General features: G+C 67.1%; 19 protein-coding genes. 7 read left to right on the top strand and 12 right to left on the bottom strand.

Going from position 1 to position 23,733, the window contains the following annotated elements:
• Positions 1-12 precede the first annotated feature (12 nt).
• Positions 13-1,296, top strand: a complete 1,284-nt coding sequence (locus HLB44_RS09185) for a 3-deoxy-D-manno-octulosonic acid transferase (protein WP_173122922.1) — start codon at positions 13-15, stop codon at positions 1,294-1,296.
• On the opposite strand, the gene HLB44_RS09180 is transcribed toward HLB44_RS09185, so the two are convergent.
• The 9 genes from HLB44_RS09180 to HLB44_RS09140 form a co-directional block, all read right to left on the bottom strand.
• Positions 1,293-1,877: a hypothetical protein gene (locus HLB44_RS09180; protein WP_173122290.1), complete on the bottom strand. Its 585-nt coding sequence runs from the start codon at positions 1,875-1,877 to the stop codon at positions 1,293-1,295. The two genes, HLB44_RS09185 and HLB44_RS09180, sit on opposite strands and share 4 nt — an antisense overlap.
• Before the next feature lie 18 nt (positions 1,878-1,895).
• The gene (locus HLB44_RS09175) at positions 1,896-2,708 is read right to left on the bottom strand and encodes a DUF899 domain-containing protein (protein WP_173122289.1); all 813 of its coding nucleotides are present in this window, start codon (positions 2,706-2,708) and stop codon (positions 1,896-1,898) included.
• A 122-nt stretch (positions 2,709-2,830) separates the two neighbouring features.
• Entirely contained in the window at positions 2,831-3,508 is a 678-nt protein-coding gene (locus HLB44_RS09170) for an NHL repeat-containing protein (RefSeq protein ID WP_173122288.1), read from the bottom strand.
• Positions 3,509-3,555: 47 nt separating this feature from the next.
• Positions 3,556-4,800: a helix-turn-helix domain-containing protein gene (locus tag HLB44_RS09165; RefSeq protein ID WP_173122287.1), complete on the bottom strand. Its 1,245-nt coding sequence runs from the start codon at positions 4,798-4,800 to the stop codon at positions 3,556-3,558.
• Positions 4,801-4,898: 98 nt separating this feature from the next.
• Entirely contained in the window at positions 4,899-6,101 is a 1,203-nt protein-coding gene (locus tag HLB44_RS09160) for a DUF1501 domain-containing protein (protein WP_217283593.1), read from the bottom strand.
• Between the two features lie 13 nt (positions 6,102-6,114).
• Positions 6,115-7,485, bottom strand: coding sequence for a DUF1800 domain-containing protein (locus tag HLB44_RS09155; protein WP_173122286.1), 1,371 nt, complete (start codon positions 7,483-7,485; stop codon positions 6,115-6,117).
• Positions 7,486-7,610: 125 nt separating this feature from the next.
• Complete coding sequence (locus HLB44_RS09150; protein WP_173122285.1) at positions 7,611-8,957, bottom strand: TolC family outer membrane protein; 1,347 nt, start codon at positions 8,955-8,957, stop codon at positions 7,611-7,613.
• 146 nt (positions 8,958-9,103) lie between these two features.
• Positions 9,104-9,760, bottom strand: a complete 657-nt coding sequence (locus tag HLB44_RS09145; protein WP_173122284.1) for a protein-L-isoaspartate O-methyltransferase family protein — start codon at positions 9,758-9,760, stop codon at positions 9,104-9,106.
• 42 nt (positions 9,761-9,802) lie between these two features.
• Positions 9,803-10,528, bottom strand: coding sequence for a TetR/AcrR family transcriptional regulator (locus tag HLB44_RS09140; RefSeq protein WP_173122283.1), 726 nt, complete (start codon positions 10,526-10,528; stop codon positions 9,803-9,805).
• Positions 10,529-10,663: 135 nt separating this feature from the next.
• Here HLB44_RS09140 and HLB44_RS09135 point away from each other — a divergent pair, with 135 nt between their 5' ends.
• Positions 10,664-11,491: an undecaprenyl-diphosphate phosphatase gene (locus HLB44_RS09135; RefSeq protein WP_173122282.1), complete on the top strand. Its 828-nt coding sequence runs from the start codon at positions 10,664-10,666 to the stop codon at positions 11,489-11,491.
• A 16-nt stretch (positions 11,492-11,507) separates the two neighbouring features.
• Here the strand turns inward: HLB44_RS09135 and trmB are convergent, their stop codons facing one another.
• Positions 11,508-12,206 carry a tRNA (guanosine(46)-N7)-methyltransferase TrmB gene (trmB, locus tag HLB44_RS09130; protein ID WP_173122281.1) on the bottom strand — a complete coding sequence of 233 codons (699 nt, stop codon included), beginning with the start codon at positions 12,204-12,206 and terminating at the stop codon, positions 11,508-11,510.
• Positions 12,207-12,403: 197 nt separating this feature from the next.
• Between trmB and HLB44_RS09125 the strand changes: the two genes are divergently transcribed.
• On the top strand, positions 12,404-13,510 hold the full coding sequence (locus HLB44_RS09125) for a trypsin-like serine protease (protein WP_173122280.1): 1,107 nt from the start codon (positions 12,404-12,406) through the stop codon (positions 13,508-13,510).
• A 204-nt stretch (positions 13,511-13,714) separates the two neighbouring features.
• Positions 13,715-15,145 carry a D-alanyl-D-alanine carboxypeptidase/D-alanyl-D-alanine endopeptidase gene (dacB, locus tag HLB44_RS09120; RefSeq protein WP_173122279.1) on the top strand — a complete coding sequence of 477 codons (1,431 nt, stop codon included), beginning with the start codon at positions 13,715-13,717 and terminating at the stop codon, positions 15,143-15,145.
• 193 nt (positions 15,146-15,338) lie between these two features.
• Here dacB and HLB44_RS09115 read toward each other — a convergent pair whose 3' ends face one another.
• Positions 15,339-19,727: an anti-phage protein gene (locus tag HLB44_RS09115; protein WP_173122278.1), complete on the bottom strand. Its 4,389-nt coding sequence runs from the start codon at positions 19,725-19,727 to the stop codon at positions 15,339-15,341.
• 163 nt (positions 19,728-19,890) lie between these two features.
• On the opposite strand from HLB44_RS09115, the gene HLB44_RS09110 reads away from it, so the two are divergent.
• The 3 genes from HLB44_RS09110 (at position 19,891) to HLB44_RS09100 (ending at position 22,908) form a co-directional block, all read left to right on the top strand.
• On the top strand, positions 19,891-20,457 hold the full coding sequence (locus HLB44_RS09110; RefSeq protein ID WP_173122277.1) for a recombinase family protein: 567 nt from the start codon (positions 19,891-19,893) through the stop codon (positions 20,455-20,457).
• A gap of 130 nt (positions 20,458-20,587) precedes the next feature.
• Positions 20,588-21,469, top strand: a complete 882-nt coding sequence (locus HLB44_RS09105; RefSeq protein WP_173122276.1) for a hypothetical protein — start codon at positions 20,588-20,590, stop codon at positions 21,467-21,469.
• Positions 21,470-21,900: 431 nt separating this feature from the next.
• Positions 21,901-22,908, top strand: a complete 1,008-nt coding sequence (locus tag HLB44_RS09100; RefSeq protein ID WP_173122275.1) for a protein NO VEIN domain-containing protein — start codon at positions 21,901-21,903, stop codon at positions 22,906-22,908.
• 280 nt (positions 22,909-23,188) lie between these two features.
• Here the strand turns inward: HLB44_RS09100 and HLB44_RS09095 are convergent, their stop codons facing one another.
• Positions 23,189-23,557 carry a hypothetical protein gene (locus HLB44_RS09095; RefSeq protein ID WP_173122274.1) on the bottom strand — a complete coding sequence of 123 codons (369 nt, stop codon included), beginning with the start codon at positions 23,555-23,557 and terminating at the stop codon, positions 23,189-23,191.
• Between the last annotated feature and the right edge of the window lie 176 nt (positions 23,558-23,733).

Genomic DNA, 23,733 nt, shown 5'->3' with positions numbered 1-23,733 from the left:
GCGCTGCTGGGCATGACCCCCCTGGTCCACCGGCTCGCGCGCGCGCTGTATGCGCTGTTGTTGCGGCTCGGCTTGCCGCTGTACCTGTGGCGGCTGTGGCGGCGTGGCGCGCGCGAGCCGTGGTATCGGCGCGCCTGGAGCGAGCGGCTCGGGCTCTACCGCGGCCAGGTCGCGCCGGGAGCGCTGTGGCTGCATGCGGTGTCGCTCGGCGAGACGCGGGCCGCCGTGCCCTTGATCGACGCGCTGCGCGCGCAGCAGCCGGGCCTGCGGCTGCTGCTGACGCACGGCACCGCCACCGGCCGCCACGCCGGCCGCGCGCTGCTGCGCGAAGGCGATCTGCAGGCCTGGCTGCCCTACGACATGCCGGGCGCCGCGCGGCGCTTCCTGCGCCACTTCCGGCCGGGTGTCGGGGTGCTGATGGAAACCGAGCTGTGGCCGAGCCTGATGCGCGAGGCCGAGCGCCTGGATGTGCCGATGGTGCTGGCCAACGCGCGGCTGTCCGAGCGCAGCGCGCGGCGCGGCCGCCGGCTCGCGGCGCTGATGCACCCGGCCGCGCGCCGGCTGACGCTGGTGCTGGCGCAGACGCACGACGACGGCGGGCGCCTGTCGGCCGCCGGCGCGCCGCAGGTGATGGTCGGCGGCAACCTGAAGTACGACATGACGCCGCCGCCGCGCCTGCTGGCGCAGGGCCTGCAATGGCGCCAGGCGCTGGCGCGGCCGGTGGTGCTGGCCGCCGTCACGCGCGAGGGCGAAGAAAAGCCGCTGCTCGAGTTGTGGCGCGGGCTGCCGTTGCCGCGTCCTTTGCTCGTCATCGTGCCGCGCCATCCGCAGCGCTTCGACGAGGTGGCGGCGCTGGTGCAGGCATCCGGCCTGACATTGGCACGGCGCCGCTCGTGGACCGAGACGCCGCCGGCCGACGCGCGCCAAGCCGATGTCTGGCTCGGCGACAGCCTGGGCGAGATGCCGCTGTACTACGCCTGCGCCGATGTCGCGCTGCTCGGCGGCAGCTTCGCGCCGCTCGGCGGGCAGAACCTGATCGAGGCCGCTGCCTGTGGTTGCCCGCTGGTGATGGGGCCGCACACCTTCAATTTCGCGCAGGCGGCCGAGCTGTCGCTCGCCGCCGGCGCCGCGTTGCGCGTGCCGGATCTGGCCGCCGGAGTCGACGCGGCGTTGAAACTGGCGGCCGATCCGCAGCGCCGCGTCTGGGTCGAGCGCGCGTTCGCCTTCGCCGCCTCGCACCGCGGCGCGGCGCAGTGGATGGCGCAGCGCGTGCTGGCGTTGCAGCGCGAGGACTAAGCAGCGCCAGCGCGCGCGGAGTCCGAACGGCGCGTGCGGCCGCGCCAGGACCTGAAGGCACGGCACACGCCGCTGGCGACGACGGCGGTGATGACGAGCATCGTCGCCAGATGAACGCCGACGGCGGCGAGTGCCAGCAGCAGCGAGCCCGATGCGGTGATCTCGCGCGCCGGCGTGCCGGCCAGGCACAGCGGCACCAGCGCCGGCACCAGCATCAGCCCGGTGCCGTGCGCGGTGGCCATCATGAACGACCACAACGCGAGCCCCGCATGGCCGCTCGGCACGCGCAGCCGCGGTGCCGGCCGGCCCGCGAGGTGCACGATCACCACGCCGACGAGCAGCCCGGCGGCGACGGCCTGCAGCCAATCGCGGTCGATCGCGAGCCCGAGCGCGACGACGCCGGCCACCAGGCCGATCGAGCTGGCATGGCCGATCGCGATCGGCAGCAGCGCGCGCAGCGCCTGGGCGGGGTCCTGCGTGCGCAGTCCCCATGCTGCGGCCAGCGCCCAGCCGGTGGCCGGGTGCAAGCCGTGCAGCGCGCCGAGCGCGGCCACGGCGAGCCAGGGCCAGAGATCTGCCATCACGTGACCCCGCGGGACTCAGGCGTGCTCGCTGCAGCACGCACCGTCGGCCGGCGCGGCGCGTTCGTGCCTGGCCGGCGCGGCCTGCTCGCGCAGCGCCGGCTCATAGCGGTCGTGATGCCGCACCCACGCCATGGTGTGGCTCAAGCCGTCCTCGTCGCGGCCCTTGGGCGCGATGTCGAGCAGCTCGTACGCGCCCATCATCAGCTCGACGCCGCGGCCGTAGGTCGAGTAGGTGTGGAACACGGTGCCTGCATCGTCCTTGTAGAACGCACTGATGCCGGGCGCCTCGTCGACCGGGAACGGCTGCAGCGCGTAGTTGTAGAGCACCGGGCCCAGCGCGCGTTCGTCCGGCGTGAAGCTGACGCCGAAATCGCGGTTGAAGTGGTTGCCGAACGACGACACCCACGGGAAGCGCCAGCCCATGCGCCGGCGGAAGCGCTCGATCTCGGCCAGCGGCGCGCGCGAAACCACCGCCAGCGCCAGGTCGCGCTGCGCCAGGTGCGGCAGCGCGCCGTCGATGTGGTCGGCCATGAACGAGCAGCTCGCGCAGCCGGCCTCCCAGCCGGGGCCGAACATGAAGTGCTGCACGACGAGCTGGCGCTGGCCGCCGAACAGCTCGGCCAGCGTGCGCGGACCGTCGGGCGTGTCGAAGACGTAGTCCTTGTCCAGCCGCACCCACGGCAGTGCACGGCGCTGGCGCGCGAGCTCGTCGCGCTGCCGCGTCAAGGCCTTCTCGCTTGCCAGCAGCGCCTTGCGCTCGGCCAGCCAGTGGTCGCGCGAGACGACCGGGTGCGCTGCGGTGGGGTGGTCTGCAATCGGGGTGCTCATCGAATTTCTCCTGGGCTCATCGAGCCGTTCGGGGGTGGTGGGCAATGCCGCGGCCAGGCCGCCCGCTTTCGGCGAGCGGCCGTCGCGCGTGGCCGCTGACTTGGCGGCCTAGGGGTGGATGCTCAGGGGCGCGTGCGCTGCGGGCGCCGCACGGCGCGGACCTTGCCGCTCGTGCCGCCGCCGCAGTACAGCAGCGCGGCGCCGTCGGACTCCAGCCCGCTGACGCCGGTGCCGGCGGGCATCTGCAGGCGCTCGAGCACGGCGCCGTCGTGCGGATCGACGCGGCGCAGCTCGCTGTCGTCGCCGTCCCAGGTGCCGTGCCACAGCTCGCCGTCGATCCAGGTCACGCCGGTGACGAAGCTGTTCAACTCGACCGTGCGCATGACCGCGCCGGTCTGCGGATCGATGCGATGGATGCGGCGGTCGCGGTACTGGCCGACCCACAGGCTGCCCTCGGCCCACGTCAGGCCGGAGGCGCTGCCGCCGCCGGGCGTCGGGATCGATGCGACCACCCGTGCGCTGACCGGGTCGATCTTGTCGATGCGCGACTCGGCGATCTGGTACAGGAACCGGCCGTCGAAGGCGGTGCCGGCGTCGCAGGCGCAGGCCAGCGAGTCGACCGGCTCGCCGCTGGCGGGATCGATCGCGATCAGCTTGGTGCCGGTGGCGGCCCAGACGCGGCGGCCGTCGTGCGTGACGCCGTTGATGCGCTCGGCGCCCGGGAAGGGGCCGTATTCGCGCACGATCTCGGCGGGTTGCGCCGAAGGGGGTGCTGCGTTCTTGTTCAAGGTGCTGGTCATGGCGGGGTTCCTCGAAGGCGCCGTCACATCGGCGCGGTGAGGTCACTCTACGCAGGCGGCAGCGCAGCGGGGAGTAACAAGATCGTCGTGAATCCGGCCAGCGGCGGCGCGAGCCAGCGCTGCGCGCGCGCGCGGCCGATGGCGCGCACGCGGCCTGCGGCTTCGAGCTCGACCAGCGCACGCTGCACCGTGCGCTGGCTCGCCCCCAGCGCGACCGCCAGCGCCGATGTCGACCACGCCGCGCCGTCAGCCAGCAGCGCAAGCAGCGAGGCCGTCTCGCCGTCGATCGGCGGTACCAGCACGACGACATCGCGCGTGGGGTCGTGCGGGCGCAGCGCGAAGCCGCGCGCGGTGGCGTCGATGCGTGCCAGCGGCGCCAGCAGCGCGCGCAGGCGGCCGATCTCGACGCGCAGCCGCGCGCGGTGCGTCTCGTCGGGCCGCTGCATGCGAAAGGCCGAGGCGATCAGCGCGTTGCGATCGACGTCGCCGGGCCAGCCTTCGGCCAGCGCCTGCGCCAGCGCGAACAGCAGCGGACGCCGGGCCAGCGATTGCCGTGCGGCACCGGCGCGCAGGCTGCGCCGGCAGGCATCGACCACCAGCGCATCGGCATCGAGCACGGCGGCGACTTCGTCGAGCCGCAGCAACTGCTCGAGCCCGGCGACGCGGCGCCGCGCGGCGGGCCGATCGAGCGCGGCGCACGCTTCGGCCACTTCGGCCTGCAGCGCCGGCACGCGTGCGCGGGCGGCCGCGTCGTGTGCCCGCGCGAGCGCGACCTGCGCCCGCGCGAGCGCGGCGGGCGTCGCGTCCACGCACAGCGCGCGCAGCGCCAGCTCGGCAGCGGCCAGCTCGGCCACCGCGGCGAGCGCCGGCGGCAGCCCTCGCGCGTCGATCTGCGCCAGCGCGGTGCCGGCGTCGGCCAGCCGGCCCAGCAGCACCAGCCGCCGCGCCGCGATCAGCCGCGCCTGCGTCGCGTTGGCGCGATCGGCATGCGCCTCGAGCGTCGCCGCCGCGGCGAGCAGCACGCGCGACCCGCCGCCGAAATCGCGCATCGCCAGCGCCACCTCGGCCTGCGCGACGACGCAACGCGCCCGCGCCAGCGCCTCGTGCGGTCCAAAGCCGCGCGCGGCGCGACGCAGCAGCTCCCGCGCGCGCGCATGCTCGCCGAGCTGCGCCATCGCGATGCCGCGCAAGGCCAGGGCCGGCGCATCGTCGCGCAGCGCGATCCGCTTGAGCGCGCCCAGCGCATCGCCGGCGGCGAGCGCTCGCGCCGCGGCATTGGTCAGAGAGTCCATGGGCGCGAGGCTAACCCGACCTATGTCCTGTCTGCCTGCGTCACGCTACACCTGGGCAGGCCAACCCGGCGCCGCGCCGGGCCGACCTCGCGCGTTCTTCAAGCCCGCCACAGCGGCAGGCTGGCCAGCCCACGCGTCCCGGGCAGGACCTCCCTGTCCAGTGCGGCCGCCGGCGTGCGCAGATGCTCGTGCAGCACCGTCCTCAGCAGCGCCCGCAGGTCGGTCGTGATGCGCAGGTCGCGGCCTTCGAAGCGCTCCTGGGTCGCGAGGCCCGGCCAGTCGGCGAGCACCCGGCCGCCGCGCACACCGCCGCCGAGCACGAAGGCCGCGCCGCCGCTGCCGTGGTCGGTGCCCTGGGTGCCGTTGCTGGCAACCTCACGACCGAATTCGGTCACCACCAGCACGACGCTGCGCTGCCAGAGCCCCGGTGTCGCCGCCAGTCCTTCGCGCAACGCCGCGAGCATCGCATCCAGCCGCCGCAGGTTCGCGTCCAGCGGCCCCTGCGCCGCCGCCTGGTTCGCATGCGTGTCCCAGCCGCCGAGCTCGAGCACCGCCGCTTGCGGGCCATCGGCGCGGGCGAGGAACTCAGCGGCGCGCTGCGCCAGCAGCACGCCGTTCTGCTGCTGCGGCCGCGCGCCGGCGGGCCCGGCCATCGGTGAGCTCGCCATGTCCGGATGATCGGCGCGCAGCGCGCGCGCCCGTTCGAGCGCCTGGGCCAGTGCCGGGTCGGATTCGTACAGCCGTGCCAGCCGCTGCAGCAGGTCGGGCGACGGGTCGGGCAGGGCCGACGGCGCCCAGCTGTCGACGGCGGCGGGACCCCGCAGCACCAGCGGCACGGCGGTCTGCAAGGCCAGCCCCTTGGCACCCGGCGCGGCGCCGAGCGCGCGGCCGAGCCAGCCGCTTGATAACTCGTAAGGCCGCTGGCCACCGGATTCGAGCAGCTGCTGCGCCTCGAAGTGCGAGCGCTCCTTGTACGGCAGCCCGGTGGCATGCACGACGGCCAGCTCGCGCCGCTGGTACATCGCGTGCAGCTGCTCGAGCGCCGGATGCAGCGCGAACGGACCGTCGAGCGGCCGCGGGGCCTCGGCGAACTGGGCCAGCGCGCCGCGCGCCGCGGCAAACGCCGGGTCGCCCGGCACCGGCACCGCCGACAGGCCGTCGAGCCCGCCGCGCAGGATCACCAGCACCAGGCGCGGACCGTCGGGGCGGCCGCTGCCGGCCAAAGCGAGCGACAGCGGCGCGAGGCTTGTCAACGCGGCGGCGGCCAGCAGGCCGCGGCGGGTGCTCATCAGGGGGCTCATGGGGGAACCTCGTTCATCGACGCTGGAACTCGGGCGCCATCAGCAGCAGCGCCAGGGCCTGGCCGCTGTCGGACGCGCGTTCGATCTGCTGGCGCGTCGCGGCGCCGAGCAGCGGCCCGAGGCTGGCCTCGGCGAGCTGGCGCGCATCGACCTGCGCGCCGAGCCGCTCGCCCAGGCGCGCCGACCACTCGACGCGCTGCCACACCGCTTCCGGGCCCAGCCACTCCTCGGCACGATCGGGCCAACCGGCGGGCGAGGGCGCGTTGTGAAGGCGCTGGCCGAGTGCGGCCAGGCCGGCGTCCGGCGCGCGGGCGACCAGGCGCTCGCCGAGCTTCAACGTGCGCGCGGCCGAGACGACGAATTCCTCCGGCGTCTTCAGCTTCGCCGGCTGCGGTGTCCAGGCCTCGGGCGCATCGAGCAGGGCCTGGTAGACGCGCGGCAGATCGCCTTCGCTGCGGCCAAAGGCTTCGGCCAGGCGGTCGACCAATGCCGGCGGTGGTTCGTCGGCGACGAAGTGGCGCGCGAGCTTGGTGGCGATGAAGCGCGCGGTCGACGGCTGGCGCACCAGCATCGCCAGCACCTCGTCGAGCGCCTGCGGCCCTTCGTCGAAGCGCCGGCCGAGCACCGTCTTGGCACCCGGCTCATGCCAGTTCGGATCGAAGACCGGGCCCGACGGCAGGCCGCCGCGCCAGCCGGTCAGCAGTGCGGCCAGCGCGGTGACGTCGGCCTGTGAATAGCCGCCCCACGGGCCGTAGCGGCCGGCGCCATGCGCCGCGCCCAGCGTGTGCAGCTCCAGCACCTCACGCGCGAGGTTCTCGTTCAGGCCGGTCAGCCGCGGCGTGTTGCCTTCGCCCATGTCGCGGCTGCGCCGCGCGACCCGCTGCACCACGCGCGACTGCGGTCCGGCGGACAGGTGGTTGTCGAGGTAGCGCAGCATCGCCGGATGGGTCGTGCTGGCCTTGAGCAGCTCGGTGAAGCGGCCGCCGATGTGCGGCCGGATCGCCTCGCGCTCGAACGCGCCGACGAGGCCGCGCACGCTGCCCTTGCCGAGCGACACGGTGAAGTGGTTGGTCCAGAACAGTGCCAGGCGCTCGGCAAACGGGCGCCGCGTGCTCGCCGCGGTGGCCAGGCGGGCGCGCAGGTCCGCGGCGATGCTGTCGCGCAGCGCGCGCGGTCCGTCGTCGGTTTGGCGGCGCGCCGCGACCTGCAGCTTCAGGCCTTCGGCGCTGTCGACCAGCGTGTCGCCGGCGCGTGCGGCCTGCACGTCGGCCGGACCGATCTGTGCGCGCAGCCAGTCGCGGGCATCGCGGCCGATGCTGCCGAGCTCGGCTTCGCCGAGGCCGAAGCGATGCGCCGCGAGCGCGGCCTGCAGGTTCACGGACATGCGCGGATCCTCGTGAAGCCGATGAATCCAGTATCGGCGTCGGATCGTGCAGCGCCATCGGGATCAAGCGCAAAGAAATGAAAAGCGCCCGCCGAGGCGGGCGCTTCGCTTGGAGCGAGAGCGGGTCAGCGCGCGAGCAACGCGTCGACCGCCTGCACGTCCTGCGGGTTCAGCTGGCCGGCGGCCTGGCGCAGGCGAAGGCTGGTCATGACCGTGTCGTAGCGCGCCTTGGCCAGGTCGCGCTGCGTCGTGAAGAGCTGGGTCTGCGCGTTCAGCACGTCGAGGTTCACGCGCACGCCGACGCGGTAGCCGAGCTGGGTCGCTTCGAGCGCCAGCTTGCTCGACGACTCGGCGGCTTCGAGCGCCTTGACCTGCGCTTGCAGCGATTGAGCGCCGTAAAAGGTCTGGCGCGTGGCCTGGGCGACACCACGGCGCGACGCTTCGAGATCGTTGCGGGCCTTCTCTTCCAGGATCGTCGTTTCGCTGACGCGGTTCTGAATCGAGTTGCCCGCATACAGCGTGTAGTTCAGCTGGACGCCAACCGTCGCATTGCGGGTCGTGCCGGGCCGACCGCCGCCGATCGATGCTGCCGAGCCGGTCTCGCGTGTATTCCCGACGGAGCCGATCAGGTCCACCGTCGGCAAGTGGCCAGCGCGCGCCTTGGCGGTCTCCAGCTTGGCGATGTCGAGGCCGAGCCGTGCCTTGCGTACCAGCGGATGCTGTGTGTCAGCGCGAAGCACCCACTCCTCCGGATCGGGCGCCCCGAGCGGCGGCAGCGCGACCGGCACTGCCAGCGGCTTGGGCGCGATGCCGGTGCGGCCGACCAGTTGGTCCAACGCGATGCGCTTGGTGCGCAAGTCGTTATCGGCCGCGATTTCCTGCGCGGTGGCCAGGTCGAAGCGGGCCTGCGCTTCGCGCGTGTCGGTGATCGTCGCGGTGCCGACTTCGAAATTGCGCTTCGCGGACGCCAGTTGCTCGCTGATGCCGGTGCGGTTGGCCCGGGCCGTGGCCAGCGTGTCCTGGGCCGCCAGCACGTCGAAATAGCCCTGGGAGACGCGCACGATCAGGTCCTGTTCGGCGATTTCGAGATCGGCCTTTGCCACGTCGAGTGCGCGATATGCCTGGTCGATCGTCGCGGCGTTGGCGCGGTTGAACAAGGGATGCCTGGCGTTGACTTCGACCTTGCCCGTGTTGGCGCTGAGGTTCGAACCGGCGACCGGGTCGATCTCGGTTCGCGTCGCCGACCCGGCCAATGCAACGACCGGCCGACGCAGCGCTTCCGCTTGCGCCGCCTTGTACTGCGCCGAATCTGCCAGCGCCTTCGCCGCCAGGTACGTCGCGTCATAGGCATGCGCCGCGTCGTACAGCTCCTTCAGGCTTTGCGCCTGGGCCGTGGCTGCCGCCAGCATGCCGAGCGCCAGGATGATCGTGCGCAGGCGCGGGGCTGGGGGTCGCTGGTGCTGGCTGGGCATCGAAGGTCCTCGAATTGGAAGCGTTGTTGGGAGAGTGGGCGCAAGGGCGCGTTTTTAGGGCCAGGACCGCATCCGCGCCAACGGAAATGCGACGGGCTGCGTCGGGGCTGCGATGAACTGCGGCGTCTGCAGGCCCATCGGCCGCGTCAGAACGTGAAGCGCGTCGGCGCTTCGAAGCCTTGCAGCCGGCCGGCGACAGTGTCGAACAGCTCGACGGTCTGGAACGAGGTCTCGCCCAGGCGTGTCACGCGCACCGCCCGCATCACCGGCTCGGTGCCGACGATGCCGATCAGCCGGCCGCCATTGACGCGCAGCTGGTCGAGCAGCGCCTGCGGCAGCACCTCGACCGAGCCGGACAGCACGATGACGTCGAACGGCGCTTCGGCGGCCAGTCCGGCGGCGCCATCGGCCTGGCGCACGCTGGCGTTGCTGATCGCTGCCCGCCGCAGGTTGTCCTGCGCGAGCTGCACCAGCGCCGGGCGCAGCTCGAGCGAGATCACCGATTGCGCACGGTGCGCGAGCAGCGCGGCCATGAAGCCCGAGCCGGTGCCGACCTCCAGCACACGCTCGTGGCGCAGGACCTGCGCCTCCTGCAGCAGGCGTGCCTCGACCTTCGGCGCCAGCATGCACTGGCCTTCGGGCAGCGGCACTTCCGCATCGACGAACGCCAGCGCGCGGTAGGCGGCGGGCACGAATTCCTCGCGCTTCAGCGTCGCCAGCAGCGACAGCACGCCGGCGTCCAGCACGTCCCACGGACGGATCTGCTGCTCGATCATGTTGAAGCGGGCCTGTTCGACGTTCATGGCGCGGGTGTCCTGCGAGTGCAAATTCGAAAAGCGGCGATTCTATTTCGCGGCCTTGGCCCTGCGAGCTGCGGCTGGTGCGCCGCTGCCCGGGCCGCTCTCATTGCATGTCAGCGCCGGTGCTTCGACGGTGGCATGCCGGCACAGCCCGCTGAGCACCAGGTCGACGTGCTGGCGGATGAAGTCGCGGCCGTCGATGTGGTGCTCTTCGACGGCGCAGGCGCCGAGCGAATGCTTGTGCAGGCAGACCATGATCATCGGCAGCACCAGCGAGTGCACCGCCACGCCGACGTCGACCGGCCGGAACTCGCCGCTGTCGATGCCGCGCTGGATGATGCCGCCGAGCAGCGCATGCGCCGGCTCGACCACTTCGTGGATGTAGTAGTCGCCGATCTCCGGGAAGTTGCGCACCTCGGTGACCACCAGCTTGAAGACCGCCGACGCCGGGCTGTCGTAGACCTGCGTCCACCAGCGCACGAGGATGTGGCGCAGCAACTCGCCCGGCGTGCCGGGGAACGTGGCGGCCTCGGCAGCACCGGCGGCGAGGCGTTCGGACAGGTTCTGCGCGATCGCCGCCTTCAGCAGGTCTTCCTTGCTCGGGTAGTACAGGTACAGGGTGCCCTTCGAGACGCCGGCACGGATGGCGACTTCCTCGGCGCGCGTGGCGGCGAAGCCTTTCTCGACGAAGAGCTCGAGCGCCGCGTCGAGCAGCTCCTGCGGGCGGGCGTCCTTGCGCCGGCGGCGGATGGGGTTGTCGCTGGGATCCATAAATTAATGACTGACCGGTCAGTAATATAGCCCGCGACGGGTACGGCGGTCAACCTCGACAACCCGAGCGCGTCACCGCCGGGGACCGTCATGCCCCGTCGGTATCATGCGCGGCTTTGATTGCCGGGAGGGTCGGTGGACCTCGTGTTGTTGCTGAAGGCCGCGATCATGGGCCTGGTCGAGGGCCTGACCGAGTTCCTGCCGATCTCGTCGACCGGGCACCTGATCCTCGCCGGTTCCCTGTTGGATTTCGCCGACGCCAAGGCCAAGGTCTTCGACATCGCGATCCAGACCGGCGCGATCGTTGCGGTGATCATCGTCTACTGGCAGCGCCTGCGCGATGCGCTGACGCAAGTGCAGCGCAGCGAGGCGGCGCGGCGCCTGGTCGCCAACGTGGCGATCGGCTTCCTGCCCGCGGTGGCGCTCGGGCTGTTGTTCGGCAAGCTGATCAAGGCGCACCTGTTCAACGCGCCGGTCGTCGCCAGCACCTTCATCCTCGGTGGCCTGGTGATCCTGTGGGCCGAGCGGCGCCCGGCGGCTGCCGCGCCGCGCCTGGTCGAGGCCGACGACATGCGCGCCATCGATGCGCTGAAGGTCGGCCTGGTGCAATGCCTGGCGATGATCCCCGGCACCAGCCGCTCGGGCGCGACGATCATCGGCGGCATGCTGCTCGGCCTGTCGCGCAAGGCGGCGACCGACTTCAGCTTCTTCCTGGCAATTCCGACGCTGGTCGGCGCCGGGGCCTACAGCCTCTACAAGGAACGCGACGCGCTGGCGCTGACCGACCTGCCGGTGTTCACGGTCGGCTTCATCGTCTCGTTCCTGTCGGCCTGGGCCTGCGTGCGCTGGCTGCTGCGCTACATCTCCAGCCACGATTTTGTGCCCTTCGCCTGGTACCGCATCGCCTTCGGCGCCGTGGTGCTGGTGACCTGGCTCGGCGGCTGGGTGCAGTGGGCGGATTGATCCGATCCGCGGCGCCTCAGCGCCGGGTGAAGAGCAGGTCCCACACGCCGTGGCCCAGGCGCTGGCCGCGGGCCTCGAACTTGGTCAGCGGCCGCCAGTCCGGGCGCTCGGCATAGGCCGTTGCCGTGTTGGCCAGCGCCGGGCAGGCGCTCAGCACTTCGAGCATCTGCTGCGCATAGTCCTGCCAGTCGGTCGCGCAGTGCAGGTAGGCGCCGGGCGCCAGGCGTGATGCCAGCAGGTCGACGAACGCCGGCTGGATCAGCCGTCGCTTGTGATGCCGCTTCTTGTGCCAGGGATCGGGGAAGTAGACGTGCACGCCGGCCAGCGTCGCGGGGGCGATCATCTGCTGCAGCACCTCGACCGCGTCGTGTTGGACGATGCGCAGATTGCTCAGCCCGCGGTCGCCGATCTGCTTGAGCAGCGCGCCGACACCGGGCTCGTGGACTTCGACGCCGAGGAAGTCCGTCTGCGGCTGGGCCGCGGCGATTTGCGCCGTCGCATCGCCCATGCCGAAGCCGATCTCCAGCACCAAGGGGGCGCGGCGGCCGAACGCCGCTGGTGCGTCCAGCGGCCGCGGTTCGAACGGCAGCACGAAGCGGGGACCGAGCTCGAGCAGCGCGCGCTGCTGGCCGGTGCCCATGCGGCCGGCGCGCAGCACGAAGCTGCGGATCGGTCGCTGCGGGCGCTCGGGGCTCGAGGGATGTTCGGCATTCATGGCTCGGAATTGTGCATTCTGGTTCCATCGATTAAGTAAGAACCCGGTGTCGGGGGTGCATACACAGGCGCCCCTTGCACCACGCCCAGACACGACCAACACTCAAGCCCATCAAGGACTTAGCGCCGAGGAACAGAACCTGCTTGAAGCCGGGCACGAGATTGCACTCGTTACTAAATCTTTTTGGGGTCTTCCAGATGAAACGCAAGCTGCTGGTCCAAGTCACCCGTGTTGCCGCGGCGGTGTTGCCGTGGATGCTCGGGGCCTTTGCATCCGGGCCCGCTCACGCGGGCCTGCTTCCCGGTGCGTCGTACACGCCGCTGATCGTCGCCGGCGCGCCGCCGGATTCGCCCGCAGCGCGCGTCGATGCCAACCTGCCGACCTCGCCCTTCTCCGGCGTCGTCAGCATCAACATCCGCTACGCCAACGGCGACTCGTTCATCTGCTCCGGAGCGCTGGTCTCGAAGCGTGACGTCGTCACCGCCGGCCACTGCGTGGACAGCGACGGCAACGGCACGGTGATCGACATCAATGCGCCCGGCAACGACGTGCGCGTGGTGTTCAATTCGCAGCCCAATCCGGGCGACCCGGGCCGGGCCATCGTCACCGCCGACAAGGTGTCGATCAACCCGAACTACAAGGGCTTCGGCAACTGCCCTCCGGGCGTCAACAGCTTCTGCGTCAACGACGACGTCGCCGTCGTCCACATGAACGCGGATGCGCCCGACACGGCGGCGATCTACCGCATGTTGAACCCGGACACGGTCAACAACGGCCAGCTGATCACGATGGTCGGCTACGGCACCTCCGGCACCGGTCCTGATGGCTTCACGGTCGGTCCGAACTTCCGCATCAAGCGGGTCGGCATGAACGTGATGGACCTGTACGACCTGGATGACGAGCAGGGATTCGTCGCCGGCCCGCAGGAGGTCTGGTATGCGGACTTCGATGGCAATGGCCTGGACGTGTTCTGCGACTTCTTCGGCACCTGCACGCAGGTCCTGCCGAACGACAAGGAAGCGGGCCTGGGCGGTGGCGACTCCGGCGGGCCGAGCTTCGTCTTCATGGACGGCGAATACTTCCTGTACGCCAACAACACCTTCGGCGGCACGCTCTTCGACGGCCAGATCGCCGGCAGTTTCGGCACCTTCAGCGGCGGCATCGTGCTGGCGTCGTATGCCGACTACCTCGAACAGGTCACCAACGGCGCGATCCAGATCATCCCGGAGCCGGGCTCGCTGGCGCTGGTGGGCGTCGCCGCGGCCGCGCTGCTGGGCGCGCGCCGGCGCAAGCGGGCCGGCTGAGTAGTCCGAGCTGGGCTGCGCGGCGCCTTCCTCCTAGGGGGGCGCCGCGAATAGCGGGCGCGACGTGGCTTTGTTCCATTGAGCGCCGCCGCCCTGCGCCCCTAGTCTCGAGGGGTGTCATGCCGTTCTGCGAGTGCTGATCCCGATCACGGCCGCCGCCGCTGGCTGCGGCACGCCGCGGCGTGGGCCGCGGCCGGTGTCCCGATGGCTGCGGAAGCGGCCATCGCACCCCAGAAGAAGACGGGCGACTGGAGCGACCTGCCGCCGGCGCTGCGCGCGCTGATCGCCGGCGCGGGGCTGCCGGCCAGCAGCTTCGGCGTTCAGATCGAGGAGGTCAGCGGCCGCGGCCAGCCGCTCGCCTCGCTGAATGCCGACGAGCCGTATCAGCTCGCCTCGACGGCCAAGGTGATCACCGCGCTCGCGGCACTCGATCTGCTGGGCGCGCACTACCGCTGGCGCACCTACGCTTTCCTCGGCGGGCCGCTGTCCTCCGATGGCCGCCTGCTCGGCGACCTGCTGATCGTCGGCGGCGGTGATTCGCGGCTGCGTTCGACGGATCTGCTGGCCTGGTTCGAGCGCATGCAGCGCCAGGGGCTGCGCGAGATCTGGGGCAATGTCGTGCTCGACCGCTTCGCTTTCCGGCTGCGCGAGGACGACCACTCGAACACCCCGCCGCCGGCGACGGACCGGCCGCATCACGTGCGGCCCGATGCGCTGACGCTCGACGAAGGCGTGCTGCACGTCAACGTCCAGGCCGTCGCACGCGGCAAGCCGCTGGTGCAGCTGACGCCGCCGCTGGCCGGGCTGAAACTGGTCAACGAGCTGAGCGCCGAAGCCGGCTGCGCCGTGTGGGCGCAGGCGGCGTCGGCGCCCGGCGTCGCGCCGACGCTGGCGCTGCGCGGCCGCTGGTCCGCCGGCTGCGGCTCGCGCGCGCTGACGCTGGCGCCGCTGTCGCACGATGAATTCACGGTGCGAGCCGTCGAGGGCCTGTGGCAGCAGGCCGGCGGCCGGCTGCGCGGTCGCGTGATCGACAAGCGACTGCCGGATCGCGCTTCGCTGCTGCCGCTGGGCGCCGACGGCGAGGCGGTGCTGCCGCATTCGGTCCACCTGTCGGAGCCGCTGCCGCAGGTGATCCGCGAGATCAACAAGTCCAGCGACAACCTGGGCGCGCGCAACCTGATGCTGTCATTGGTGCGCGGCTTCCCGATGCGCGCCGCGACGCTGGCCGAGGCGCGCCAGCGCGTCGACGAATGGCTGTTGCGCCAGGGCCTTCAACCGGGCGACATCTCGCTGGAGAACGGCTCCGGCCTGTCGCGCGGCGAGCGCGGCAAGCCGCGCGCACTGGTGCAGCTGCTGCGTCGCGCCTGGGCGTCGAACCAGGCGCAGGCCTTCATCGATTCGCTGCCGATCGCTGGCGTCGACGGCACGCTCGCCCACCGCATGACCAGCGGCAAGGCCACCGGCTCGGCCTTCCTGAAGACCGGCACGCTGCTCGATACCCGGGCGCTCGCCGGCTATGTCAAGACCACCAGCGGGCGCACCTATGCGCTGGCCGCGCTCGTCAACCACCCCGAAGCGCAACGGGCGACACCCTCGCTGGACGCGCTGGTCGAGTGGGTGGCACGCAACGGCTGACGCGCGAAGCTCGACCGGACATGCGAAGGGCCCCGTTCGGGGCCCTCGACATTCCTGGAGCGGGTGAAGGGATTACGACCCACATTTGCAGCACCCCGATCGCACCCCCGTAGCCGGGGCTAAAGGGCGTTCTTGAGCGACAAATCGTAGCACTGGATCGTAGCAGTCTCGTTCCTCCGTCTGCGGCCCGGGTTCAGTTGTTGTAGAGGTAGAAGACGAGGTCCTCCGAACGAGCGCGCCCCTGCCTGACCAGCTCGATGTGCTCCTTGTGTCGCAGGTAGAGCATTTCATTGCGCACGTAGATCCCGCGCTGCACCTGCTCGCGGGCCGTGACATCTCGCCACCTGGTGGCGCTCTTGCGCAACCGAATGAAGGACAGTTCAAGGTCGGTCTTCGGCTCAGTGATCGACGTTGCGATGACCTGGCTGAAGCCCTTGGCTGTCTCCTCCATCGGCCCCGCGCTGGTCTTCGCCTTCTGTGGTCGACGGAAACGCATCGCCGCCCGTACGACGCCGTCGACCCTCGCTGCAGTCGAGAGGTAGTACACGTTCTCGGCGGCGCTCGCCGCCTGCAGCACGTTGAGTTTGTCCACATCTCCAGGTTGAGCTACCTCGATCACCTGCTCGCCGTGATCGCCCACGACGTAGGAGTCCTTGTCGAACAGGAACAACAACAGCGTGGGCGACAAAGGAAGGAACATCTGCAGCCCCTTCCAGCTCAACCCGGTGGTGCTGCCGAACTTGACGAAGCTCATGAGCTGATTGGCGCTGACGACGGGCGTGTCTGACGCGATGAACTCGCTTCCGGGCCCAGCGACCAAAAGGCGCCAGTCGAGGTCCATGATGACGGGAAAGTGCTCTGCAGCGATGCCGAGGGACAAGCGCACCGCCTCGTCGAACCCAATGAGCACCTTATCCATGCTGCCTGGCGGGACGCGCGGGTCATCCTTGAGCACCTGCTTCCAGAACCCGTCCGTCATCTCGTTGAGCGTGTCGGCGGCGTGCTGCGTGCGGTACGCCTGCGTGACGACGTGGAAGCAAAGGGTAAGGTGCTCCTCGGAGAAGCGCGCCGCTAGCGCCCGCTCAGCGTGGATGCGCTCGATGTACTCCGCGACCTTGCCTTCAGCGACTGAAAGCGCCTTCTCGGTCTCGGACTCCTTGCCGTAGAAGTAGTCGCGGTAGCACTGCGTTTTCAGCTTGGCGTTGAGGATGTCCTTCTGCCCCGGGATGTTGAAGAGGTTGATGCTCGTCCCGTTCGCCGAAAAGCGCCGCAGGTAGAACCTCGGGACGAAGTGGTGCTTCTTGTTGTCCGGCATCGCGATGGCTGCACGGCCAGGATTATTGATAGAGACGAGGAGGATCGCTCGTCTCCACCATCTGCCAGCTAAGCCATTGATTCGCCTGGTTTGCAGCGGTGTCCCAAGGTCAGAGATTGGGTTACTGGATTGTGCACCCGGAGCTGCGCATTCAGTTGGTGCAACCGGCGACGTGCATCGTTCCCTCAGCGAACTAGGCGCTTGGCAACTGGGTATTTGTTCGTGCGGCCGACCTCGACGCGCGTACGCTGCCCCCCCCAAATGGAAGAGTGAGATGGCCCAATCCTTATCGTCGTACGAAGTTTCGTACATGTATAGCCGGAAGAGGATCAGCAACTGCAAAACACCCATCACTGCTGGGTTACCTGCTTCCTCGCGCATTAGGCGACTGATTTCGATTCGGGGAAGCCGACCGGGGCGCTGCAATTCCTGCCCGAGCTTAATAAGTCGGTAAGCCGGGGTTGGATTGTCTTCTACCACAGATTGGACGTTGTCCACGAGATCCAATGACTTTACCGCTGAGCCAGCCTTCATGACGAACGAAGTTGTCATCATTCGCAGTAAGAACGCTATGCCGTTTCGAATGATCTTCTCGGCTTCTTCGGCATTAACGTCCTTTGTCTTGGATTGAACTCTAGCGATTATCGTGTCGACGAGATCCGCGGAGTCTCGGAAGTGATTGAAAAGATCCTGCACAGCCCTCATAGAGCTGTCAAATATCGCTCGAATGGATTCGTTCTTTACTCCGCGGGAGTAATTTGAGAATTGATGCGTAAGTAGAATGCCTGTCATCTCGATGGCTTTCAAAAGGCTAATGATGTCGTGAAAGGTATCCCGCTCGCCTTCAACGGGCTTGCTTTCCAGTCCGTCGGTGTTGTCATATCGATCGCGCGCCTCGGCTCGTGTTTGCCTAAACTGATCCGGTTTGCGCTCCTGATAGGTTATCTGGGGGGCTTGGGCCAATAGATCAGATATATTGCCGACGTCGGCCTTTGTGAGCGATAAGGGAGCAACCTTCTGGAAATGACCGTTAACAGCACTGACCAACTGGGTCAATATTGTACTATCGCCTGTGTGATGTGCGAGAAAGAGCAGGGCATTTGCGCATTCTCGCGCGTAAAGATTTTTCAGACAGTACTGAATGTAGTCAATGACGTCTTGGTCTTTTATGGCGATTGCTGCGTACTTTCCAAGGAAGTAGTAGTACGTGTAAGGGTAAGTGAATGCTATCGTTTCGCCGTCTTGCGTCATCAATCTGGAGCGAAGTAGTATTTGCAGTATATCCTTTTCGCTAATCGTTGACCATTCTGCGGAATACTTCTTCACGAACTTCCTAAACTCGGCAACTGTGATCGACTGCTGATCGTGCCCAAACTTTTTGATAAACCAACTAAGGTGATTGCAGACTGACAGAATTAGTCCAAAATCAGATTTTGGCACTTGAGCAGAGTCCAACGCCCCAATGATGAGAAAGTAATAGTAGTGGGCGAATGCGGAGTTGTGCGCCTCGGCTGCTACACCAGAAGAGTTAGCCTGGAGAAGAGACAGCACAAAGATAGGAACGGTCGTTGCGACATACTGCAACTTTGTACTCTCTATCAGTTGCTCAGCTTCGTCGCAGGCTCTAAGAAACTCATTGTGATCAGTCGATTCGACACCACCAATGCGAATCCACTTCTTGATCAGCTCATGCCTACGGGCGTGACCTAGCGGAAGCAGTTTGTAGAACTTATACGCTTGCGCTTCCAAAAGATCGCCTCCGCCGAACAGTTCTCTGACCGCGAAGTTTTCTCCGACCGTCGTGATTATCCTGGAGCAGCGCAACCTTAATCCTAGCAGGAACTTATTCTTTCGTTCGGCGTTGAGATTGACGCGATCGAAATCATCAAAGAGAAAGACCTTCCGGTCGTTTGGCGCTTGAAGATAGGCGGCGAGATTAATCTCGCCGTATTGTTCGCAGACGGCGCTCTTTACAAGTGGGGCAACATCTGACGCGTGACTGGGTTTGACTTTCTCGCCTCTGAACAAGAGGGGTAGCCGGCCAGATTGATGGTACGCCTCCATCAATCGGTAGAGCAGCCGAGTCTTGCCTGCTTCGTCGTCGCCCTGAATCAGTATGTCTGTATCGAGGTCCGACACTTTCAGCAGGGTCGAGGAATTGATTTTCTGGGTGGTCTTGGCTTCTCCGCCCGCGGTCGCCTTCGCCTCTTCGTCGAAATCGGGAAAGACGTAGAAGTCCTGCAGTATCAATGGCCGCCCCGATGGGTGCTTTAGCGTTGCACCAGGATCATGTAGTTCAGTCGTAAACGCGTCGCTCAGCGACAGTTCCGCTGGGTTGCGTTTCGGCAGCGGCCGGTAGTCTGCCCAGTCCTTCGATCCGTCTGCCGTCGACGTATACCTGTTTGTCGTCCAGGCGTACCGCTCGGTCTTGAATCTCCTGAGCTTCAGATCGATGATGGCGATGTTGAATGCTGACTCCGCTGAGCTGCGGGATTGAAGGCAGGCCCCTTCGATATACAAACACTCTCCGTCTTCCTTGTCATCGATCAGGCGGCTGGCGCTCTTGTGTTCGTGACCCGTAACGATCAGATCTTCCAGGCGATGCAGGAATGAACGGAAGGCTAAGTAGTTGTTTTGGCTGTACCAGTTAAGAGGATGGTGCAGCACTCCGATTCTTAGATCGCAGTTGGCGTCGATATCCTTGAACTGCTCATAAGGGAAGAGTAGGTTCCCTTGTTGTTCATGTTTCGTCGACATCCAGGAAGCGTTTAGCACGTCGATCGATACTTTCAGCTCGTCGACATTGAAGGTATAAGTCCACCAGAGCTGGTTATCAAAGGATAGGATGTCCTTATTCTCCAGTTTGCGCTTTAGCGCGAAGAATTCCCGTTGGACTTTTGTCGCGGTCCGCACATAGGTGATGGGTATATTGCCGGACTTCTTTGGAATATTGTCGATAACTGCGAGCCTTGCATCTTGCTCACCGGTGAAATCGCAGTCATGATTTCCTGGTGCCAATATTACGTGAACAGGGAGGCGCTTCTCAGTCCGAATGGCTCGTACAACTTCTAGTATGAACTGCTCGGCAAGTTTGTATTCCGCTTTGCTGCCGGCTTGCGCGATGTCGCCACTTATCACGACCGCCACGCAAGACGCATCAGGAAGATGCTGAAAGGTCGCAGCCGCGGTTTGCTGAGGTCGCTTCAGAATGCGGTCAGTCTGGTGCAGGATGTGAATGTCGCTCAGGTGCAAAACTAGAAGGGTCATGTCTGCTCGCGCTTCAATCGGTAACGGTACTCTACTGGCTGTTGAGAACCGACCGGTTTCTGACGCATGCGCGGCTCCGCGCCTCGGATGTTAGAAAAATAGCCTTCCGCATTTCCGACGATTCCGCTAGGCTGACAGCGTTTTCCAACAGGAGGAGCGGTTGATGGCTACGTTCGGGTACGGCAGGGTCAGCACGGACCAGCAGCACACGGAGAACCAGCGAATCGAGATCGAGCAGGCGGGCCACCAAGTCGACTACTGGTTCGAGGATCGCGGTGTGTCGGGCAAGGTGCCCGCAGCGCAGCGACCACAGTTCGCGGCGATGCTCGACAAGATCCGGGACGGCGAGACGCTGGTCGTCGCGAAGCTCGATCGACTGGGCAGGGATGCGATCGACATCATGCAGGTGGTCCGGGGCTTGGCAGACCGGAGCATCAAGACCGTGGTACTCGCCCTCAGCGGTCAAGATCTCACGGCGCCCGCCGGGAAGCTGATGCTGGCGATGCTCTCGGCGGTGGCCGAGATGGAGCGCGACCTACTGGTCGAACGCACTCAGGCTGGACTTGCCAGGGCGAAGGCTGAAGGCAAGCGACTAGGACGTCCCAGAAAGACGAGTCCGCAGCAGCATCAAGAGATCCGCGCCGCCTTGGCCGCAGGTGCAACGGTCGCGGCCACGGCTCGGCAGTACGCTGTTTCACGCGCCACGATCATTGCCATCAGAGAGAGCTGAGGCGCGGGGGGATCGCCAGAGGGCGCTGGCTATACTGGGCCGAGAAGGGCGCACTCGCGCCCAAGCCACTACATCGGCGCTGCAGGCTCAGCCCTCGCAGGCCGCTGGACACCCCCGGAGACACCGATCCATGACCGCCAGATTTGACGGGCTGAGGTTCAGCTGCGTCGTCGACTTCCTGCGCGTGAACGTCGAGCTTCCTCGTACGACTCAGGGGTGGACCCTGCAGGAGCACGTCGGAGCGCAATACGCCGATCCAAAGGACAAGGGACCGGGTGGGGCAGCCACGAAGTTCCTCATGACGTACAACTGCCCGAAGTCCTGGTCCGAGGTTCAGGCGAGCCTGGACAAGATCTCGGCAACCTACGGCCTTGCGCGAGAGCCGCAGGTCGCCGAGATGGAAGTCGCCTTCGATGCGTTCGACGGGGTCGGCAACCGGGAGCGGCTGGGCCAGCTGACGCACGACTTCTTCCGGTACACCACACACCATCCCAGTCACAACAAGCGGTTGCAGCCGCAGTACGACAAGAGCGACCCGGCGACGAGGCGCTGGCCGATTGGCGCTGAACACAAGTTTGCACCGGAGGTAAACAGGCTCCTCAAGGAGGGCGGTACCCTCTATGTGGGCGACGATGACGAACCTGTGGGCCAACGCTACTACCTGAAGACCACGGACAAGGGGGGCGACCTGAAGCTTCGGCCTTCCGAATGGCGTGCACGAATGGAAGTCACGCTGCGTGCCATGGATGGGGGGCTGCCCTTCAGTACCATCGAGGAAGCCCGAGGGTTCAAGTTCGAGACGCTCACCAAGCTTGGCTTCCGCTTCCGCCTTCCCAAGGACCTTCCTGCTGTCGAGCACCGGATGACCTCGTTCGCGCGGGCCATCAAGCCGACCCGGGGGCTGCCTGGGAAGTTCGGGCGGCGCAAGTTCGACCCAGAGCTCATGGCGGATCGGGAGCTGAACGAAAAGGCGCGCAACGCTCTACGTGGGCTGACACGTCGCATGAGCTAGCCGCGCTCGCCGTCCGGCGAGGCGCTGCCGCTGCCCACGACAGAAATTCGGGCAGACGAGCCACCGAGGAGCGTGCGTAAGTCATTGATGACTAAGGATTCGCGGCTCCGGCAAGGGGCAGCGCCTATTAACTACCATACGCGTCCTTTATATAAGCAATTGCCGATGGAGATCGAGGGCGGTAGCAGCGCGAGGGTGGTAGCACCGCAACCACCATCACCAGTCGGAAGGATGGGCACGAGGGCCAGTGCGACCAGGGACGAAGCGATCACCTGACCTGTGGCGAGAAGTTCGCGGCGATCGTTGATCGCGTCCCGGACGAGCGATGTCGTCCAAAATCGTCAATCGGTGGCCCGGTGATGTATGCGCCCCCGGCCTCGGGATAAAGGTCAATGGGAGCTCAAAGAATCGTCAACGAGTAGCTTTGCCCTATGGAAATCAAGAGCTGGTGGAAGAGGGAGCCGACTGAGCGGTACTGGCTTGAACTGACAGATCGGGACGACCTGGGTGCCGACCTGCGAGCACCGGAGACCAACGAGTCGGGCGAACCGGACTGGCACTACCTCATCATCAAGGAGACCCAGCCTGGCGACGTCGTGTTCCATTACCACAAGGCCCGCGACGCGATCGTCGCCGTCTCGGTGGTCGCAGGCACCTGGAGGCCGAAGCCGATCACGTGGGGCGCGCGAGGAACGTTCGCTCGCGCCAAGGGCGTGCAGCCCTACCTGCGGCCGGGCATCGTCGTGCCGCTCGCGCAGTTCACCTTGCTTCCGGCGCCGCTGACGCTGGACCGACTTCGATCGCTCAAGCAATGGCTCATCGATCTCCGGGCCGAAGTTGAAGCTCGATACGGCAAGCCAGCGTACCTTCCCTTCGAGGTAGCTGATCGGCCGGTGCGGATGCTCCAGGGGTACGGGTTCAAGTTGCCGAGGGACTTCGTCCTCGGAGTGCCGGAACTTGCTCCCTTCGCCGACCTCGCCGGGCCGTTGCTCCGATCAACTGCTGTTGTCGCTCAGGAACCCGGTGCTGAAGGGCAGCAATACCTGACAGATGGCGTACTCCGAGCCGCTATCGAGCAGCGCGCCATGAGGGCGGCCACAGGTCACTTCGAAGAGCTTGGCTACGTGGTCGTAGACGTGTCCAGAACGATGCCGTACGACCTGCACGCGACCCGGGCCCAGGAAGAGCTGCACGTAGAAGTGAAAGGCACAACCGGCACCGGCTCGGCGGTCTTCCTAACCCGGAACGAGGTGCAGCACGCGAAGGCGAATCCGGACAAAGCGGTCCTGTTCGTGCTGTCTGGGGTGGAGGTTCGATCGGAGCCTTCAGGCGTCGTTGCCTTCGGTGGTACCGCTGCGCTGCTGATGCCATGGACCGTAGACGATCGAGACTTGGACCCTCTGCAGTTCCGCTACGCAGTGCCTCCAACACATGTGTGAACCCCGGGGTCCTAGAAGCAGGCCGAGGAGCCGTAGGCCCTCGTTTTGTCCTGGGCCGCTCTGCCGGGATTTCTCTTATAGGGCGATGGGCAGGGATGGGCATCGGGTTGACGGCGGCGCGCCCGAGTGGACGCATCGACGCTGATGCGCTGAAGGTCGCCGTCGCATCTACTGCTTCTGCCGCAGCTCGCAGCTCGAGCGCCTGGTGGATCAGCAACGAGGGCGCCGCGATGGCGCGTACGGCGCACGCTCAGCGCGGCTGCTCCCCGTGCCAGCCTCGCTACGTGGGGCCATCTCTGGGGTGGTTCGTGACCGCCGTGTTGACCGTCCCGGATTCCGACACCGCGAACAGGACCGCTGGCTCCGCCACGTCACGCAAAGCGCCATCCTCGCACCACTGGAACGCGATCGCCTGCGACGCGTCCGCGTCCGGCAGGGTTGTCGACACCTCGATGAAGTCAGACTTGTGCAGCCCCCAGAGCTGCATGACGAACCCGTCCCGGGACGGCCTGTGGATCTCGACGCAGCTGGCTACAACGATCTCGGTCCCGGGCCGGAACAGAGCGCGCTCGTCCTGCAGGCGTCGCAGGTGATCGCGTGTGCCGCTGATCGCGGCGTCGATCGAGTCCGCTTCGATGAGAGTCGTCAAGTACCCGTGCCCTGCTTCCGGAGCGGGCGAGTGAAACGCGAGGTGCGCGACGTCCCCGATCGACACTTCAAATTCCCCCACCTGTAGACACCCAAACTCCTCCAGGCAGGACGTGGTCGGATTATTGATCGGTCATGCTTCGGCGGCGATGGCCAAGCGCGCGGCCGCCTCCTTCA

Source organism: Pseudaquabacterium terrae (assembly GCF_013266755.1).
Lineage (GTDB): Bacteria > Pseudomonadota > Gammaproteobacteria > Burkholderiales > Burkholderiaceae_C > Pseudaquabacterium > Pseudaquabacterium terrae.
This window is presented reverse-complemented; position numbering and strand designations above follow the sequence as displayed.